The sequence below is a fragment of the Allobosea sp. P1_A7 genome (genome assembly GCF_056406775.1).
Window position 1 is genome coordinate 15378 of the sequence record NZ_JBFTZN010000019.1, and the last position, 16395, is coordinate 31772.

A 16395-nucleotide genomic window follows, 5' to 3' on the forward strand; every position below is an offset into this window, starting at 1 on the left:
GCCTGAATTGGCAACCGCGGGCATCGCTCAGAAATGTGCTTCTCAGACACTCATCGCGAATGGATATGCCCGTTTTAATGCTTTTTGTCAACCAACATCAACTTTATGAGCCAGAAACGACTGCTTTTCGATACAAAATCGGAAAAAATGGGAGTGAGCTAATTCCTTGGCCGGACGAGAGAAAATCAACTTTCTTTGCATCGGGTTTGAGACGCCGCTTGCAGGGGGATAAACTGGACCGTTCGAGATGGTCCGGAATGCCGTAGAGTCGCCTTGCTGGCCACAAGACAGCGAAGCATCGGATTAAGCCTTCCGAGAGCATTTTGAGCTAATCGCAAGCCGGGACCGGGAGGTGAGTATTGCTCCGGTCTGAGTAGAGGTAGCGTGTGATGGGCACTTTCGATGTGCGTGACCTGATCCAGGCCGACGCGGCCGGAGCATCAGATCCAGCCGGCGGGAGCAAGACGGGTTCGACCCGCGCTTTCCATCCCCTGGCCGAACGCATCGCGGCGATGCCGGTCAAACCGACACTCTCCCCGGTCCTGATCGAAGGCCTGGTGCGCCTGTTCGACGTTCTGGCCATCGTCAGCGTGGCAGGGCTGGTCTACTGGTTCTATGTCGCGGGCACCACCAGCAGCACCCTTCTCTATCAGATCACCGTTCTCCTGGTGAGCGTCGGCGCGCTCGCCGCCTTCCAGGCGCTGCATCTCTACCATATCGGCGCTTTGCGCCATTTCGTCCCGACGGCCGCCCGGCTCGTCGCGGGCTGGACCATGCTGTTCCTGATAGCACTCGCCGCCTTCTTCTTCATGAAGGTCGGAAGCCAGTTTTCCCGGGTCTGGCTGGCTGGCTTCTATGGCGGCGGTCTCGCAGCCCTGCTCGGCGAGCGCCTTCTCGTGACGATGGCCGTGCGCCGGCTGACACGCACGGGACGGCTCGAGCGGCGCACGGCTATCGTCGGCGGCGGCGCTGCGGGCGAAGCGTTGATCAAGGCGCTCGAAGCGGAAAAGGACTCCGGACTGCAGATTTGCGGCGTCTTCGACGATCGCAACGACGATCGCTCGCCCGATCTCGTCGCCGGCTATCCAAAGCTCGGCACGATCGACGACCTTGTCGAGTTCGCCCGCCGCACCAAGCTCGACCTGGTGATCTTCACCCTGCCGATCTCGGCGGAGGGACGCATCCTGCAGATGCTGCGCAAGCTCTGGGTTCTGCCGATCGACATCCGTCTCTCCGCCCATATGTCGAAGCTGCGGCTGCGGCCGCGCTCCTATTCCTATATCGGCGCGGTGCCGGTGCTCGATGTGTTCGACCGGCCGATCGCGGACTGGGACATCGTGGTGAAATGGCTGTTCGACAAGATCGTCGGCACCCTTGCCCTGATCGCCCTCTCGCCGGTTCTGCTGATCACGGCGATCGCGGTGAAGCTCGACTCGAAGGGGCCGGTCCTGTTCCGGCAGAAGCGCTACGGCTTCAACAACGAACAGATCGAAGTCTTCAAGTTCCGCTCGCTCTATCACGAGATGCAGGATGTTACCGCCAGCAAGCTGGTGACCAAGGATGATCCGCGCGTCACCCGCGTCGGCCGGTTCATCCGCAAAACTTCGATCGACGAGTTGCCGCAGCTCTTCAACGTGGTGTTCAAGGGCAATCTCTCGCTGGTCGGACCCCGCCCGCATGTCGTCCACGGCAAGGCCGACAACCGCGCCTATGAGCAGGTGGTCGACGGCTATTTCGCCCGCCACAGGGTCAAGCCGGGCATCACCGGCTGGGCTCAGATCCATGGCTGGCGCGGGGAGACCGACACCGAGGACAAGATCCAGCGCCGCGTCGAGCACGACCTGTACTACATCGAAAACTGGTCCGTGATGCTCGATCTCTACATTCTGTACAAGACGCCGATCTCGCTGCTGACCAAGTCCGAGAACGCCTATTGAGCGCGCTCGCCGACCGCGCCGGACATGAAGGCGGCCGCGGCGGCCTGAGGGTGTCCTTGGCCTCGATCAAGCGAGGCACGCTCTGGCTGCTGACCGCCTCCAGCGGCTTCGCGCTGATCGAGCCGTCACCCTATGAATTCTTCTTCCTGCTCACGCTGTTCGTCTTCGCGCTGACAGGCATCCGCTTCTCGCAAAAGCTGCTGCCGATGGTCGTGCTGCTGCTGCTCTACAATATCGGCGGCATCTTCTCGCTAATTCCCTGGATGGACGAGCCGGCCTCCGTGCGCTTCACAGCCGTCTCGGTCTACCTGATGATCACCGCGATCTTCTTCGCAGCCATCATGGCGGAGGACCCGCTCGGCCGGCTGGAAACCCTGCGCAAGGGCTATCTCTTCGCCGCCTGGTGCGCGAGCTTTGCCGGCATCCTCGGCTATTTCGACATTGCCGGCCTTTCCGACGTCTTCTCCTATGCCGGCCGCGCCTCCGGCACGTTCAAGGATMCCAACGTGCTGGGGCCCTTCCTCGTGGTTCCTATCGTCTACGCGCTGCAGCATATCCTGATTGGGCGCCTGGGCCTGATACGCGGCTTCCTGGTGATGAGCGTGCCGCTGATGGCCGTGCTGCTGGCCTTCTCGCGCGGGGCCTGGGGCAATCTGGCCGGCTCGGCCCTGATGATGGTCGGGCTGATGTTCCTGACTGCCCCCAACGGTGCGCGCCGCGCCCGGATCGTGATGCTCACCCTCACTGCGCTTGGGGGCATCCTTGTCGCATTGCTGATCGCGCTCTCGTTCGAGAGCATCCGCGACATCTTCGAGATTCGCGCCAGCCTCAACCAGAGCTACGACCAGGGCGTAACCGGCCGATTCGGCAGCCAGCTGCGCTCGCTCCCGCTCCTCCTCGATGCGCCCAACGGGCTTGGCCCGTTGCGCTTCCGTTGGCATTTCCCGGAAGATCCGCACAACGTCTACATCAATGCGTTCGCCTCCTATGGCTGGCTCGGCGGCATCGCCTATCTCGGCTTGATGGTCACCACCTGCTATGTCGGCTGGCGTCTCGTCTTCAACCGCTCGCCCTGGCAGAACCACGCGATCGTGCTGTGGTCGGTGCTGTTCATCACCATCCTGCAGGGTGTCCAGATCGACACGGACCACTGGCGGCACTTCTACCTGCTGCTCGGGCTGGTCTGGGGCCTGGCAGCGCTCAAGCCGGGCGACGCTGCCGGTCAAATCCCGGGCGGACGATTGCCCGCTGGTCGGGCATAGGTCATCGGACTGGATATCGTCTCCGGTTCACTGACCTGCCCTTCTGTGTCCGCATCGGCCTTCCCCAAGACCGCAATCCATTTTTCAGGTCGGTGTCCTAGACCGGCGCCTTGCGGACCAGCACGTAGTCGTAGGTCGTCACCAGGTCCCAGCCAGTTTTCGCAGCCAGCAGGTTGAAGGCGTGGTCGATCTCCCGCAGCCCCAGCAAGCGCTCGAAATAGCCATGCCCCCAGAAGCGCTGGACGTGAACATCGCGGAATCCGGCCCGGTTGAGCATCGGCGTCAGCTGCGCGCGGCTGCCGCGGCACCAGTCGTAATAGGCCGGGAATTTGGGATCGCCGCCGTCCTGCCGACGTGCCGGAAACAGCGCGTGCAAGATGGCGCGCGAGGCGGCCTCCGGCAGGATGTGGTTCAGCGCGAAGACCGGCGCCCAGAGCGTCGGGAAGAAGGCCAGCGCCATTCCGCCTGGCGCCAGCAGCGCATGGATGTTCGTCCAGGCCCGCTCGACATCCCGGATATGCTCGAAGACCATGCGCGAGACCATCAGGTCGTAGCTGCCGCGTTCGACATCAGGTTCGGACAGATCGCCAGCAATGTCGAAACGCGCCGTCCGCAGGCCGGGCGCCGACAAGGCCAACTCGCTCGCGTCGATATCATTGACGACAAGGTCCAGACCATGGCTGGCGGCTTCGGCGGCAGAGAACAGCGGGTCGCGGCCACCACCGATCTCGCAGATCCGCCTCAAGCCGAACTGTCGGGTCAGGGCGAGAATCGTCCGCTCGTAGTTCTTCCAGGCCCAGCGCGAATGCCAATCGGGCTGCAGCTCGGCGAAGAAGGTTTCGAGAGCGCGGTCCTGATTCCGTTTCGCCCTTGCGGCTGTTCCCTCCGCACCCAACGCAATCGTCGCGGTCATGCCACTCTCCACCGATCATCCGGGAGGGAGGATGTGGACGAACGGCTCTCTCCGCAATGTTTTGCTTAACATGCAGTTAATGCCGACGGTTTCGAAGCCGGAAGGCTATCGCCCAAGCGTATGCGTCCAGCCGGCGCCTGCCATGGAGCCCCTTGGCGCTTGTTCCCGGTGCACGCCGAAAGCGCAGGTGGACGTGGTCCCTTCGCGCCCCGAACCAAGGCTTGGCGCGAGATATGGCAGCGCGGCATGGCGGCGATGCAGCGCTTCTGAAAAACCCTGCGGAGAGTATGCCGAAGCGCGTTGCATCCGCGCGCCCACCCCTCTATAAGCCGCCCTGTCGGAGCGTAGCGCAGCCCGGTTAGCGCACTTGTCTGGGGGACAAGGGGTCGGAGGTTCGAATCCTCTCGCTCCGACCATAAAACCTCATGGAAACATTGAGTTGGCGAACGGCATTAAGATGCCGCGGCGCCGTATCTGCTCGGGCACATTCGGGCTATACCAGCGCGATTCTGGCATTTCCAGCACGTGGGCCAAGCGTCAGTTGCGGCTCGCGAGGGAACTGCCGAGCTCTGACGCTATGCTGTTCTGATCTGGAAATTGATCGAGCGCGGCGGGAAGAGAATCAAGCGGCGGCGCACTTCAGCGCCGCGCATCGACCTCTGAAGCGACGGCGCCCTCCGCTCCCCTCAACCGGCCGAATCGTTCCCAGTTGGGCGGCATCGGCTCGCCGAAAATGCGGGCCAGCATCATGCGGCCGACCTCAGCGGAATAGTGAGCCTGGTCGCCCATCCAATAGTTCGGATCGTCCGAGAGCCAGTCGGCGCCCGTGAAGTCCCAGAGCGGCGTGACACGCGCAACCTGATCAAGCGCTTGCGCGAGATCCTTCGGCAAATAGCGGCTCTCGACGGCACGGTGGAGCGGGCTGACGGCCACAATGARCCTGGTGCCGTTCTGTCGAGACAGCGTGGCGATACGCTGCAGGATCTGCAGCTGGTCTGCGAAATACGCGCGCTGCGCGAACGGCCTGTTGTAGTCGCTTCCGGCCTGCGAGCCACGCCCGGCCAAGCTGCTCAACGATGCCAAACGGACGAATGCCAGTTTCACCTTGTCGACGACCGAAGGGCTCTTGCGATCCCTCTCCTCGATCGCGGCGCGGGCCTCGCGCAGGATACGCTGCCAGCTCCGGACCTGCATGGCCGTCAGATTGCGCCACCAGAAATACACGCCGCTTTCGCCGCTCAGGGCCTGAGGCAGCAAGGTCTCGATGTAGCGGTTTGTCGCCGGGGGATCTCCGAAGGTATCGATATCGAGGAGCAGGAACACCGTGCTCAAGTGCTGCGCTCGTTTCACCTTGTCGGCGAGGACGTATTCGAGCGCGGGCAGGAAGTCCGGCAGCATGCCGCGTGTGGCCCAGAAACTGGCGAAATTCACCCCGTCCAAGCGGCGGGACAGCTCCGCTGGCGCAGTGGCCTGGGCGCGAGAGGAGCCGAACAGCACGCCCTCGAAACTGTCCGGCGCAGCGTCATAGGCCGCGAGATTACGGTAGTGGTAATTGAGGTTGGGCGTACGCGGAAGGACGTTTGTGCCGAACACGCCCTGCGGATCGATCACGACATTCGCGACGACCACGCTGGCAAAGAGCGCCGCAGCGCCCAGGATAAGGGCCAGCGCATAGGTCCGAGGGTTCATCCCGGACGCAGCGGAAACCGGCTTCTTCTTACGCCAGAGCATCGGGCAAACCTGGCTGGAGTTCGGCAAGGCGTCCGTCGAGGAAAAGGCTGCGGGCAAGGCCGCGCTGGATCTTGCCGCTCGTCGTCTTCGGCAGGTTGCCGGGGCGGATCAGTACGACATCGTGGATGGCAAGCTCGTGCTCGGTGGCGATCGCCTCGCGGATCGTGTCCTCGATGTCATCGATGGAGACGTGGCGCATCTGCGTCCGCTCGATTTCCTGCACCACGACAAGACGGCCCTCGCCATCCTCGTCCAGGATCGAGAAGGCGGCGCCGCCATGCCTCCGCAAGGCCGGGTGGCTCGCCTGAACGGTGTCCTCGAGGTCCTGCGGATAATGGTTGATGCCGCGAATGATGATCACGTCCTTGATGCGCCCGGTGATGAAGAGCTCGCCGGTGTCATCGAGGAACCCGAGATCGCCGGTACGAAGCCAGCGCTCCGCGGCTTCCCCTTCGATCCGCGGCCAGAAGGTCGCGGCGGTGGCCTTGGCGTTTTGCCAATAGCCCTGGGTGACATTCGGACCGGAAATCCAGATCTCGCCGGCATGACCGGTTTGAAGGCGTCGGCATGTCTCCGGATCGACGATCGCGAGCCTTTCGCCGACGAGGGCCTTGCCGCAGCCTGCGACGAACTGCGCGTCGTCTTCGCTCGTCGGCGCGGCCGCGCGAAGGCGTTGCAGCGCCTCCCGGCTTATCCGACGTTTTACGAGCCCCCGCCCCCGTCCGCCGCCGGAGGCGAGAAGCGTCGCCTCCGCGAGCCCGTAGGCCGGCGAACATGCGTCCGGCGCGAAGCCATAGGGCGCGAAGATCTTGGTGAAGCGCTCCATCGTTTCCGCGCGCACCGGCTCGGCGCCGTTGAGCGCAATTTTCCAGTGGGACAGATCGATTCCCGCCATCTGGTCGGGGCGGAAGCGATCGACGCAGAGATCGAAGGCAAAGTTCGGCGCCGTCGCGAACTCGGCGCGGTAGTCGCTGATCGCGCGCAGCCAGTTCAGGGGGCGCTGCATAAAGCTGACGGGGGCCATGAGTACGCAAAGCGTGCCGACATAGAGCGTCTGCAGCACGTTCAGGATGAGCCCCATGTCGTGATAGAGCGGCACCCAGCTCACATAGGTCGTCGCGCGGGTGTTGCCGTATACGAGCCGGATCATCTCGCTATTAGCGAGAAGGTTGCCATGGCTCACCATCACGCCCTTGGGATCCGACGTCGAGCCCGAGGTATATTGCAGGAAAGCCAGGTCCTGCAGGCCGGGCTCCGGGAACATGCTTCCCGCCGGCGCCTGGGCCTCCTTCGTGGCGTCGACGGCCATGAAATCGAGCGCGGGGGCCTGGAGACGCTCCGAGAGGTCGCCGCGAGTCGCCTGMAGTGCCGGACTCGTCAATGCGATACGCGGCGTGCAGTCGGCGACGATGCTGGCGCTCGAATTGCGCGCGCCCAGGCGCCGTGGCGGCATCATCGGTACAGCGATCGTGCCGGCAATCAGGCAGCCGAAGAAGGCGACGAGGAAATCGAGCCCAGGCGGGAACATCAGGAGCGCTCGCTCGCCGGAGAGACCGCGCCCTACCAGCTCCGCCGCAAGCGCACGGGCGCGGCGCTCGAGCTCCGAGAAGGTGAGCGAGGCCTCCTCGCCGCCGCGATCCGACAGGAAGGCATAGGCGCGCTCGTTCGGCTGCTCCGCAGCGCGCGCACGCAGCAGCTCGACCATCGAGCTGTAGCCGGCCTCGAGGGCCGCCGGGCTCTCCTGAATTGTCAGAATCTGGTTCAATCCTGCGCTCCCGCGAGGTGACGGGCAAGCGCTGCGATGCTGGGGTATTCGAAGGCCAGTTCAGGGGCGAGTTCGCGCCCAAGCCATTCCTCGAGCTCGGCCACCAGGTAAACCGCCATCGCGGAATCGACGCCCAGGCGCGTGAACTTGGCCTGCGGATCGATCTTTTCCGCAGGGCGTCGCAGCCCCTTGGCGAGATGCGCGACGCACCACGCGGTGATTTCTGCTTCGCCCTTGTCAGTTGCCATCAAACGCCACGCTCCCAGACTGATCGTCAGAATTGGTAATAGAGGAACTCGCTCACCTGCCCGAGCCGGAAGAACACTTCGCCGAAGAGCAGGAAGGCCGTGCCGAGGGCGATGAGCGAGGGGCGCCAGGCTAGCGCGCCGACATGTCTTCGCCAGTTCGACTGAGCATCGCCTTCGCGATAACCGGTGATCTCCATCGGGTCCGGCAGGAGAAGGGCAATCGCCAGCGCCAGCAGAGTCAGCGCAGTCCCGGTGAGCGACCAGGTGCTGCCGAGCCAGGTGCGGATGAAGGCCTCCGAGATCCAGCCCTGGCGTATCGCCCACCAGTCGTGCTGCAGCGTGAGCGCCTCCGCGACCGGGGATTGACCCATGCCTCCCATGGCGGCGAAGAGATGCCCCGACGTCTCGATATCCGCAGAGCGAAACAGGACAGAGCCCACCACGAAGGCCGTGAAGGTCAGCGCCCATCCGACGAACCGGCCCGCCTGTGTCGGCTCATCCCGCTCGGGCACGATCCGCTGCCAGATCGTGTTGATGGTGAGAAGGCAGCCGTGATAGGCGCCCCATACCACGAACGTCCACCCGGCTCCGTGCCAGAGACCGGCCAGGGTCATCGTGATCATCACTGCGATGGCGCGCCACCACCCCATCGGCCGGCCGAAGGTCAGCGGCCCGTAGACATAGTCCCGCAGCCACTGCGACAGCGTGATGTGCCACCGCCGCCAGAAGTCCAGGATGCTGGTTGCGCGCAATGGTGCGGCAAAATTCACGGGCAGCCGGAAATTGAACAACAGCCCGAGGCCGATCGCCATCTCGGAATAGCCGGAAAAGTCGAAGTAGATCTGGGCCGAGAAGGCCAGGGCACCGCCCCATGCGGCGATGGCGGTAACCGGGTCGCCCCTCGCCGCAGCGTCGAAGACCGTGCCGACATGCGGCGAAAGCGAATCGGCGATCAGCACCTTCTTGGCGAGGCCGATGATGAAAATCGTCAGCCCAAGGGCAACGTTCGACCAATCCAACCGGAAGCGCGCATCATCGCCGAGCTGCCGGCCGAAGCTGTTCCAGCGCACGATGGGTCCCGCGATCAGATGCGGGAAGAAGGCGACAAAGAACGCGTAGCGGCTGAAATGAAGCGGAACTTTGCGGCGGTAGACGTCGACCAGAAAGGCGATCTGCACGAATGTCGTGAACGACAAGGCGAGCGGAACGACGGGGGGCGCGGCTTTGTAGGAATGAACGATCGAGAGAAGGAAATCAGCGTATTTCCAATAGCATAGCACGAGGATGTTGCTGACGATTCCGAAGACCAGGAGTCGCTTCGCCGCCGGCTTCTTCGCGGCTGCGATCAGCCGTGCGAACCAGAAATTCGCGACGATCGACGCCACGGGCAAGAGCACATAAGGCGGGTTCCACCATGCATAGAAGACGAGCGACGACAGCGTCGTGCCGATGATCGCGGCCGCGGCGCTCACGCGCGCCAATGCGAAGTGCAGAAGCACCGCAAGCGGAAGAAAGACGAAGATGAACTCGGTAGAATTGAAGAGCATCGGGCGTGCCGTTGGAGCCGTGCGAGGCTACAGGCATACAGCCGGTCCGGACGCACGCAAGACGGACCGGAAGCTTGTGGCCCATTAGCCGGCCATATGTGTGAAATATGTCACCGATACTGCCGCTACGGCGCCGTCGGTCGTTGGGCAATCTGCGCGACTGCGCAGGAGCCTCAGTAAAGGGTCTAGCTTTGCCACTCTTCGCCTTGATCGAGATTGAGAATCGCTACGGGCATCAAGCCCGGCTGGAGCTCGGAAGCCCGACCCAGTGATGTCGATGGCTGCGTGAATCTCTGCGGGCCTTTAGGGTACAGGTTGCTTTACCAGATTTTGATCCCCAGCCTGCCGTCATAGGCATGCGAGCGGCCATTCAGGCCGATCTGGTAGCCGACGGAGGCATAGAGAGCTCCCATAATCGCCTCGGGTGCGCCGCGATTGATCCGACCTTTGGTCACACGGCCGCCGCCGATCGCAAGCAGGATCTGGAGCATGATGCGCCGGGCCTGCGATTGACCATGCTGATTTCGATGATCGTGCTTGTGATGAACGGATTCAGCGGCCGGCGGAGGCGGCCTCGATTGCGGAGCAAGCGGCCGCGGCGCTGAACAGTGCGTCGGCGACGCTACGCGGCCGAGCGCGGACCGTGCACTTCCGGCGCTCGACGGAGACACCGCGCGTTGGCTTGCCAACGCGGCACATTATGTGCGCCGCGAGAGAGGACGTGCGCCCTTCATGTCCGCTCACGCGACCTTTGGAGTTGGTTCCGCGTGGGCGGAGCCAGCCGGTGACGTTCATCCTACTGCCGCCTCTTCCCAGGCGCCCCAGGCTTGGCCGGGCTCTGCGCGGCGACCGGGTCGCTTGCGGGGAACGTATCCTTCAGCGCCTTGTCGAGCTGCTGTTCCGGCGTGCTTTCACGCTCGGTCTTTCGCTGCTGCTTCTGCTCCTTCCGGAGACTTTCGACCGCCGGGGTTGTGTGCTCTCGCATTGCCATGCCTCTGCCGTTGATGAAGCCGATAGACGACGAGGTAACGCCAGCGAGACGCATACGTTCCCAAACCGTGTCGCTCCTCCCGGTCCCCGCGGGAGATGGCGAGGCGCTCGATCGAAGGTACTTCCGATCGTCGCCCGTCAATCCTGATCTGGCGCCTCGCTTCAGCGCCGGTATCAGGCCAGCCGCACGGAAATGCCGCCATCCACGAGCATCGGGCTTCCCGTCACGAAGCTGGACCTGTCGGACAACAGGAACAGGGCCGCCTGCGCGATCTCCTCTGAACTCGCCATGCGCTTCATCGGGTGCAGGTTGGCGACGAAATCCAGGACGGCCGGCTGTCCCTCGCCACCGCTTGGCGTGATGGTGCCGCCCGGCAGGAGCGCATTGACGCGGATGCCGTCCGCGGCATGCTCGGAGGCCAGCGACTGCATCAGGCCGATCATGCCCGCCTTGGACGCGGCATAGGCCGCCATTCCCGGCAGCCCGCCATTGCTGAAGCCGACGAAGGAGGATGTGAAGACGATCGAGCCCTGCCCGCTCTCCTTCATGACCGGGATCTGGGCTTTCGCTGCCAGGAACGCGCTCGTCAGATTGACCGCGATGACATCGTTCCAGTTGGCCATCCCCATCTCGGCGACCGGCATCATGTCGCCGACGATGCCGGCATTGTTGAAGGCACCGTCGAGGTGACCGAATTCCTTGAGGGCCAGGGCGACGAGCGCGCTGGCATAGTCCTCATCCCTGACGTCGCCGGCCAGACACACGGCCCGGCCATGGTTCTTCCGGATCTGCGCAGCCAAGGTTTCCATCTCGGCACCACGGCGGGCTCCGAGAACCAGCTTGGCTCCTTCGGCTGCGAACAATAGAGCCGCCGCAGCGCCGATTCCGCTGCTCGCACCCGTGATGATGATCGCCTTGTCTTCCAGTTCCACAGCTCGCTCCCCTGTCGGTGTCGTCAAGGCGAATTAGCGATTGGCCGCGGGGTGCAGCCACCCGTTTCCTGTGGTTGGGATCAGCCGCGCGGCGGAACCTGACGTCCGGCGGCACCGTTGTTCCGTCATTCGCGGATAGCCGCGAGCTTGAAACCGTGCGGAGGAAAACGCCATGGAAACGGAGACTGAACGCAGGGCCGAACGGCAATCGGCGACACGGGGCGGCGACCCGATCTCTCCTCTGCGCCCCGACGATCACTCGGCCGCCCATCCCGCACAGGAAACGCCCGTCGAAGCACGGCAGGGTTTCCTTGGCCGCCCGGTCCTGAAGGTTCTGATCGCAGGGCTTGTCCTGGCAGTATTGGCCTGGATTGTGGTCGCACTCCTGGCCCCCTGACCGGAGGCTCGCAGATGCCCCCCTGGACTGCTTGCCCCTGAGCCGAGGCCTGCCGGTGCCTCCCCTGCTCCGATCCAGACAACAGAAACCCGGCCCCCTTTAGGAGAGCCGGGCCAAGTTTGGGGTCACTAACTCGTCCTGTACTACGCGCCGCGAACGATTAGGTTCCGATGGCCGATGCGCGATGAGCGCGCTCCGTTTCCACGGCGTTCTGCCATCAGATAAGCGCCCGGCGACAGTCGCGATGACGTGATGACGCTCGACTGCGCTGTGATCTCTGGCTGCGACAATGCGTCGTATATTGCGGTTATTGCGAGGTTGAGGGGGCAATATCGTCTCACCTTTCACGATGAGGTGTAGTGATGACCTATGTACTTCGTCTTTCACTGGCTGCTCTTGTCTTACTGCCGCTCGCGGGATGCATGGAACAACAGGCGAGCCGCACGATGTCTACCCCCACGACAACATCCTCCATAGCAACTTGGCATTATAAGCCTGCTCCCGATTCAGTGAAGCTGATGGAGGAACGCACGTTCTGACGGCGCGATTGCGGAGCGGACCTTCCCGGGGTTTGTGAAGCGATGGGTCCGGAACAGCGTTTCCCTGTGACGTTCTGCTGCCGCCGGACCGTCRTCGCCCAGCCTGAGCGTATTCATCCACCTCGAGACCTTCCCCCGCATCGCTTGCGCCATGGCCGCGTCGCGTTTTCCGGCCGCAGAACGAGAACGAGCCCGCTGCACCATTCGGCGCAGCGGGCATAATCGGCGCCTATGAGCGGTCGTCCCCGGCGTGTCCGGCTCCGGCCCCATGGCCCAGATGCCTGCGCTGCGGGGCCTCGAAAGATCGGCCCCCACGTCAGCGCTGCGTGAAGAAGGTCAGCAGGACCTTGCCCTTTTCCCCGATCAGGCACAGGAACCGTCGCGGTTTGTCCGTGCGATCGGTGCGCAAATAGGCTTCGCCCATGATGATGCGTGTGATCGGCGTATCCCCCACCTTGGTTTCGGAGGTGGCGATCGTCGCCCCGTCCTCGTCGATATAGATGTCCTTGATCTCTGGCTCCCGCGACGAGATCGTATGGAGCGCCGTGGCCTTGCAGGCGACGATCTCGGGTGAGGACGGATTTTCTGCCGGAGCAGTCTGGCTGGACGCGGCGCCCGAGAGCAGCGCCAGCGCAATCAGGCTATGGAAAGTCGTACGGATCATGATTGGCACTCTGTTGAGGTCGAGGCTAAACGCATGGTCCTGGCGCTGGTTCAAAAATGCCCGACACCGGACACTCCATCCTCGCCGACGCACGGGCTCGCCGTGCTCTCGCCGCACGCCGCAGGGGCGCCCTCCGAGACTCCATCGATCACGGCCAGGTGAGCGTATCGCAGACACGCATGGCCGCCGAGATTTTGACTCGCACTCGCTCGAGAACATAACTAGAACAATCGAAGACCGCGGAGATTCACGCCATGAATGTCGACACCTTCATCATCCAGGAATTCGTCACCCGCCGGAAACGGCTGGTGCCGGGCAACAAGACGCCCGCCAAGACCAAGCACCACGCCCTGCGCGATGCGGAGCGGCTCGCGGGGCGGGCGGAAGGCGTCGCCGTCATCCATGTCGTGGCCGATGACGAGACCAGCGAACTCAGCTCGATAGAGGTTCTCGCCCGCCATGGCGCCATTCCCGAGGAGTTCGAGGAAGGCATCAGGGCCGCATGATATATCCCAAGGGGTCTAGGGTCTTAGGGCTTGGAAGACACCGGCCGTAAGTCTCTACCCGCGCACGCTCAGGCTGCATCATGCTCAGCGGCTCCCGCAGCTGGCGGTGATCGTTATGCAACCTGTCTATGACGACCTGATCCTTCGTGCGCGCAAAGCCGTCGTGTTCCTCAAGCAATGTGGTCTCGATCACAGCGCCGAAATCGTCGATGAGATGGTCGACGCGCTCAATGAGCTCACAGAGAGGGTCTCGCTGCTGATTGCCTTGAACGTCTCGCTCCAGACGGGGCAGGACAACGAGGCGGGCCACGGCCAGCTGGGAGAGCCTGGCCCTTTTCCCAATCCGGACAGCTGAGCGCTCTCCCGGGCCAGCGCGGTGCCAAGGCGCGTCCCAGGACGTTCCCGAGGACCCCTGCGAGATCGCGGGAGCAAGGGCATCGGGAGCGGAGCGCGCGCGCCTGCGTCAGATCAAGGCCGAGAGGTCCTACCTCATGCCGCCCCATCAGCGATGTAGAAGCCGATGGCCGAGGCACATGCCAGTACGATCGATAGCTCGAGAATGCCCATTGTCGCCTCCGAGGTTTGCTCAGCTTCAACTGCGGCAGCACTGCCCAAGTTCCGCCCCATCATCGCCCAAAATGAGAAAATTCTCCAGCCCTGTCGAAGCGACGGGCTTCTAGCGTTCTCCCGCAAAGCTGATTGCCACAGCTATGGAGCCGAGGATCAGAAGAAGCGTCGGCAGAGTGGCAGTGGACCGAGCGGCTTCGATCGCCTCTTCATCGTTCACCGCATCGATGAAGCTGAGAAGCAGCATGACGGCGTTTGCAAGCGCCAAAGCCGCCCCACCGAACCGCAAGACTTCGCGCGAAGAACCATTCATTACCCTTCTCCCGCAACCGACACCATCACGGCAGTCGAGCGAGGAGGCATTGACCTATCACAAACCGTCGATCAGGGGCCTGTCAGGCCGGCAACGGTCGGGTCAATCTCGATCGACTACTCTGCGTCGTCGCGAGCGGCGATAACCGGCGAAAAGGTCGAGATCGCCCGGACTACTGGAGCGCAGCCCGGCGAAGCGAATTGCGGCGAATATCCGGGCGAGCTCTTTTGTGAAGGCCTGATCAGGGATGCCGGAAGGTTTTCCGTCCGCTTCCGCTGCCGCTCGCAGAGCCTCCCTCACCTGATCGCAATGCGTCCGGAGCTCGGCGAGCGTGGCATTCGCCTCCTCGGCCGTGTCGGCCCCCGCAAGCGCGATTTGCCCCAGGGCCACGATCACAGCCGCTTCCAGCGCGGTGATGCATCCCACCAGGTCCGTGAGCTCTGCCGATCTGCAGGGATCGCCTGAACCTGCCATTTGCGCATTCCTCTCGGGTTCGAGCGACACCCCTGAGGGCACACGCCGAAGCGGAGTTGGATCGTTGCAAGCGATGGCCGTTGCAGGCGACCGCAAGGACAGTCCAACTGCTTCCAGCCATCGCCAGGGCTGGAAGACCAACGGCACGTGCGGCGATTGGTTCCGATTGCTGGGAGAGCCCTGCTTGCGGCACGACCGCCTTGCCCGGCATCGTGCTCGCCCTCCTGTCGACCGCATGCAGAGCGCGACAGAATACCAGCCCCGCAAGAGCGGCGGCGTATCACACGGATCTTGCGTCGGCGCCGGGCCGGGAGCAGATCGTCCCCATCGCGTACGACATAAGGACCGATCGCCATGTCAGACGAAACAGACAGCCTCGATCGCCGTGACTTCATGAGGGCAACCATTGCCTCGGTCGGCGCGTCGGCTGCCCTTGCGGCCCATGCCGGCCCCGCACGAGCTCAGGCCGCTTCGGCGCCGGCGGCCCGTTCGGCCCAGGCCGCGTCGCGCGGGACGGTCTTCACCGGAGACGTGATCGGCGGGAAAAGAGTGATCAGCGCACTCGACCTCGAGGACCTCGCGCCCGGCAGGCACCTTTTCTATTTCCAGGGCGTGCAGATGCCGACGGGGCAGCACTGGTACGTGTCCGTGATCGTCGCCAAGGGAGCGAAGCCAGGCAAGCGCATCGCGCTCATCAGCGGTGTGCACGGCGACGAGATCAGCCCGATGCACATGATCCAGTCGGTCATGTCCCAGCTCGATCCGGCCACGATGTCGGGCGGCGTCATGGCGGTTCTCGCTGTGTCGCGTCCGGCGCTGGAGGGCATGGCGCGCCGCTGGCCCAATTCCGGACGGGGCATAGATCTCATCGACATCAATCGCGAATGGCCCGGAAATGAAAACGGTGCCAGCGCGCCCAGCCGGCATGCCGGCTTGCTGTTCAACAGGCTGTTCAGGCCGAATGCCGATTTTGCGATCGACTTCCACACGGGGACCACCGGGATGGATCTCACGGGGTTCCATCTCGCCCGAATGGACCTGCCCGCGGTCAGGGCCATGGCCGAGCTCTATCCGATCGACCAGATATTCGACAATCGCGCCTATCCCACACTGCTGGCGAACGCCCTGATCGACGCAGGCATCCCAGCCTTCACGCCCGAGATCGGGGCTGCGCGCATTCTGGACCACAGCCTGATCCCGCTCTTCGCAGAGGGCACGATGAATGTGCTGAAGCATCACGGCATCATTGCCGGTCCGAGCGGGCGCACCGGCCGCGATTCAGGCGTGTTCCTCGCCAATAGCGGGCACACCATTCTTTCAACCCATGGCGGCTTCGTCGAGCTCCTGGTCAAGCTGAAGGACCAGGTCAAGATTGGGCAGAAGGTCGCCATCCAGCGCAATGCATTCGGCGAAGTGGTCGCGGAATATACCTGCGATGTGGAGGGCGAGGTCTGTGGCCGGCGCACGGACGCCACGGCCGAACCCGGTACACCACTCGTGTTCATCTTCTACAACGCTGCGCCCGCCGAAGCCCCGGTCGACTATTCCGAGTAGGCGCCAGCGGCCCCGCTGATATCGCTCCGGGCCGAATGGCTTGACGCCGGCAGCC

16 protein-coding genes and 1 tRNA gene are annotated in these 16395 nt (G+C 63.6%); 8 read left to right on the plus strand and 9 right to left on the minus strand.

The window, feature by feature from the left end; translation table 11 throughout:
* Positions 1-389: 389 nt before the first annotated feature.
* Together AC1D34_RS05290 and AC1D34_RS05295 are read left to right on the plus strand one after the other, a co-directional pair.
* Positions 390-1937, plus strand: coding sequence for an undecaprenyl-phosphate glucose phosphotransferase (locus AC1D34_RS05290; protein WP_441490946.1), 1548 nt, complete (start codon positions 390-392; stop codon positions 1935-1937).
* Positions 1934-3199 (plus strand): O-antigen ligase family protein, encoded by a 1266-nt coding sequence (locus tag AC1D34_RS05295; protein WP_476823665.1) that lies wholly within the window; start codon positions 1934-1936, stop codon positions 3197-3199. The genes AC1D34_RS05290 and AC1D34_RS05295 overlap by 4 nt, the downstream gene beginning before the upstream one ends.
* A 97-nt stretch (positions 3200-3296) precedes the next feature.
* Here the strand turns inward: AC1D34_RS05295 and AC1D34_RS05300 are convergent, their stop codons facing one another.
* Complete coding sequence (locus AC1D34_RS05300) at positions 3297-4112, minus strand: class I SAM-dependent methyltransferase (protein WP_476823666.1); 816 nt, start codon at positions 4110-4112, stop codon at positions 3297-3299.
* A 338-nt stretch (positions 4113-4450) separates the two neighbouring features.
* On the opposite strand from AC1D34_RS05300, the gene AC1D34_RS05305 reads away from it, so the two are divergent.
* Positions 4451-4528, plus strand: a tRNA-Pro gene (locus tag AC1D34_RS05305).
* 223 nt (positions 4529-4751) lie between these two features.
* Here the strand turns inward: AC1D34_RS05305 and AC1D34_RS05310 are convergent.
* The 7 genes from AC1D34_RS05310 to AC1D34_RS05340 all read right to left on the minus strand — a co-directional run bounded on the left by AC1D34_RS05310 (position 4752) and on the right by AC1D34_RS05340 (position 11326).
* Positions 4752-5843 carry a hypothetical protein gene (locus AC1D34_RS05310; RefSeq protein ID WP_476823667.1) on the minus strand — a complete coding sequence of 364 codons (1092 nt, stop codon included), beginning with the start codon at positions 5841-5843 and terminating at the stop codon, positions 4752-4754.
* The gene (locus AC1D34_RS05315; protein WP_476823668.1) at positions 5830-7608 is read right to left on the minus strand and encodes a fatty acyl-AMP ligase; all 1779 of its coding nucleotides are present in this window, start codon (positions 7606-7608) and stop codon (positions 5830-5832) included. The genes AC1D34_RS05310 and AC1D34_RS05315 overlap by 14 nt, the downstream gene beginning before the upstream one ends.
* Entirely contained in the window at positions 7605-7856 is a 252-nt protein-coding gene (locus AC1D34_RS05320) for an acyl carrier protein (protein WP_441490951.1), read from the minus strand. The genes AC1D34_RS05315 and AC1D34_RS05320 overlap by 4 nt, the downstream gene beginning before the upstream one ends.
* A 26-nt stretch (positions 7857-7882) precedes the next feature.
* A complete protein-coding gene (locus AC1D34_RS05325; RefSeq protein WP_441490952.1) occupies positions 7883-9403 on the minus strand; it encodes an MBOAT family O-acyltransferase in 1521 nt (506 codons plus the stop codon).
* Positions 9404-9723: 320 nt separating this feature from the next.
* The gene (locus AC1D34_RS05330) at positions 9724-9894 is read right to left on the minus strand and encodes a hypothetical protein (protein WP_441490953.1); all 171 of its coding nucleotides are present in this window, start codon (positions 9892-9894) and stop codon (positions 9724-9726) included.
* A 305-nt stretch (positions 9895-10199) separates the two neighbouring features.
* Positions 10200-10388 (minus strand): hypothetical protein, encoded by a 189-nt coding sequence (locus AC1D34_RS05335; RefSeq protein WP_141740231.1) that lies wholly within the window; start codon positions 10386-10388, stop codon positions 10200-10202.
* A gap of 179 nt (positions 10389-10567) precedes the next feature.
* Entirely contained in the window at positions 10568-11326 is a 759-nt protein-coding gene (locus AC1D34_RS05340; RefSeq protein ID WP_476823669.1) for an SDR family oxidoreductase, read from the minus strand.
* Positions 11327-11498: 172 nt separating this feature from the next.
* On the opposite strand from AC1D34_RS05340, the gene AC1D34_RS05345 reads away from it, so the two are divergent.
* On the plus strand, positions 11499-11723 hold the full coding sequence (locus AC1D34_RS05345; protein WP_441508342.1) for a hypothetical protein: 225 nt from the start codon (positions 11499-11501) through the stop codon (positions 11721-11723).
* Positions 11724-12578: 855 nt separating this feature from the next.
* Here the strand turns inward: AC1D34_RS05345 and AC1D34_RS05350 are convergent.
* Complete coding sequence (locus AC1D34_RS05350) at positions 12579-12926, minus strand: hypothetical protein (RefSeq protein ID WP_476823670.1); 348 nt, start codon at positions 12924-12926, stop codon at positions 12579-12581.
* Between the two features lie 254 nt (positions 12927-13180).
* Between AC1D34_RS05350 and AC1D34_RS05355 the strand changes: the two genes are divergently transcribed.
* From AC1D34_RS05355 to AC1D34_RS05370, 4 genes are all read left to right on the plus strand, one after another.
* Positions 13181-13432, plus strand: coding sequence for a hypothetical protein (locus tag AC1D34_RS05355; RefSeq protein WP_069881075.1), 252 nt, complete (start codon positions 13181-13183; stop codon positions 13430-13432).
* A gap of 115 nt (positions 13433-13547) precedes the next feature.
* Positions 13548-13787, plus strand: coding sequence for a hypothetical protein (locus AC1D34_RS05360; RefSeq protein ID WP_441490957.1), 240 nt, complete (start codon positions 13548-13550; stop codon positions 13785-13787).
* 204 nt (positions 13788-13991) lie between these two features.
* Positions 13992-14777, plus strand: a complete 786-nt coding sequence (locus AC1D34_RS05365) for a hypothetical protein (RefSeq protein WP_476823671.1) — start codon at positions 13992-13994, stop codon at positions 14775-14777.
* Positions 14778-15140: 363 nt separating this feature from the next.
* Positions 15141-16340, plus strand: a complete 1200-nt coding sequence (locus AC1D34_RS05370) for a M14 family metallopeptidase (protein WP_476823672.1) — start codon at positions 15141-15143, stop codon at positions 16338-16340.
* Positions 16341-16395 lie beyond the last annotated feature (55 nt).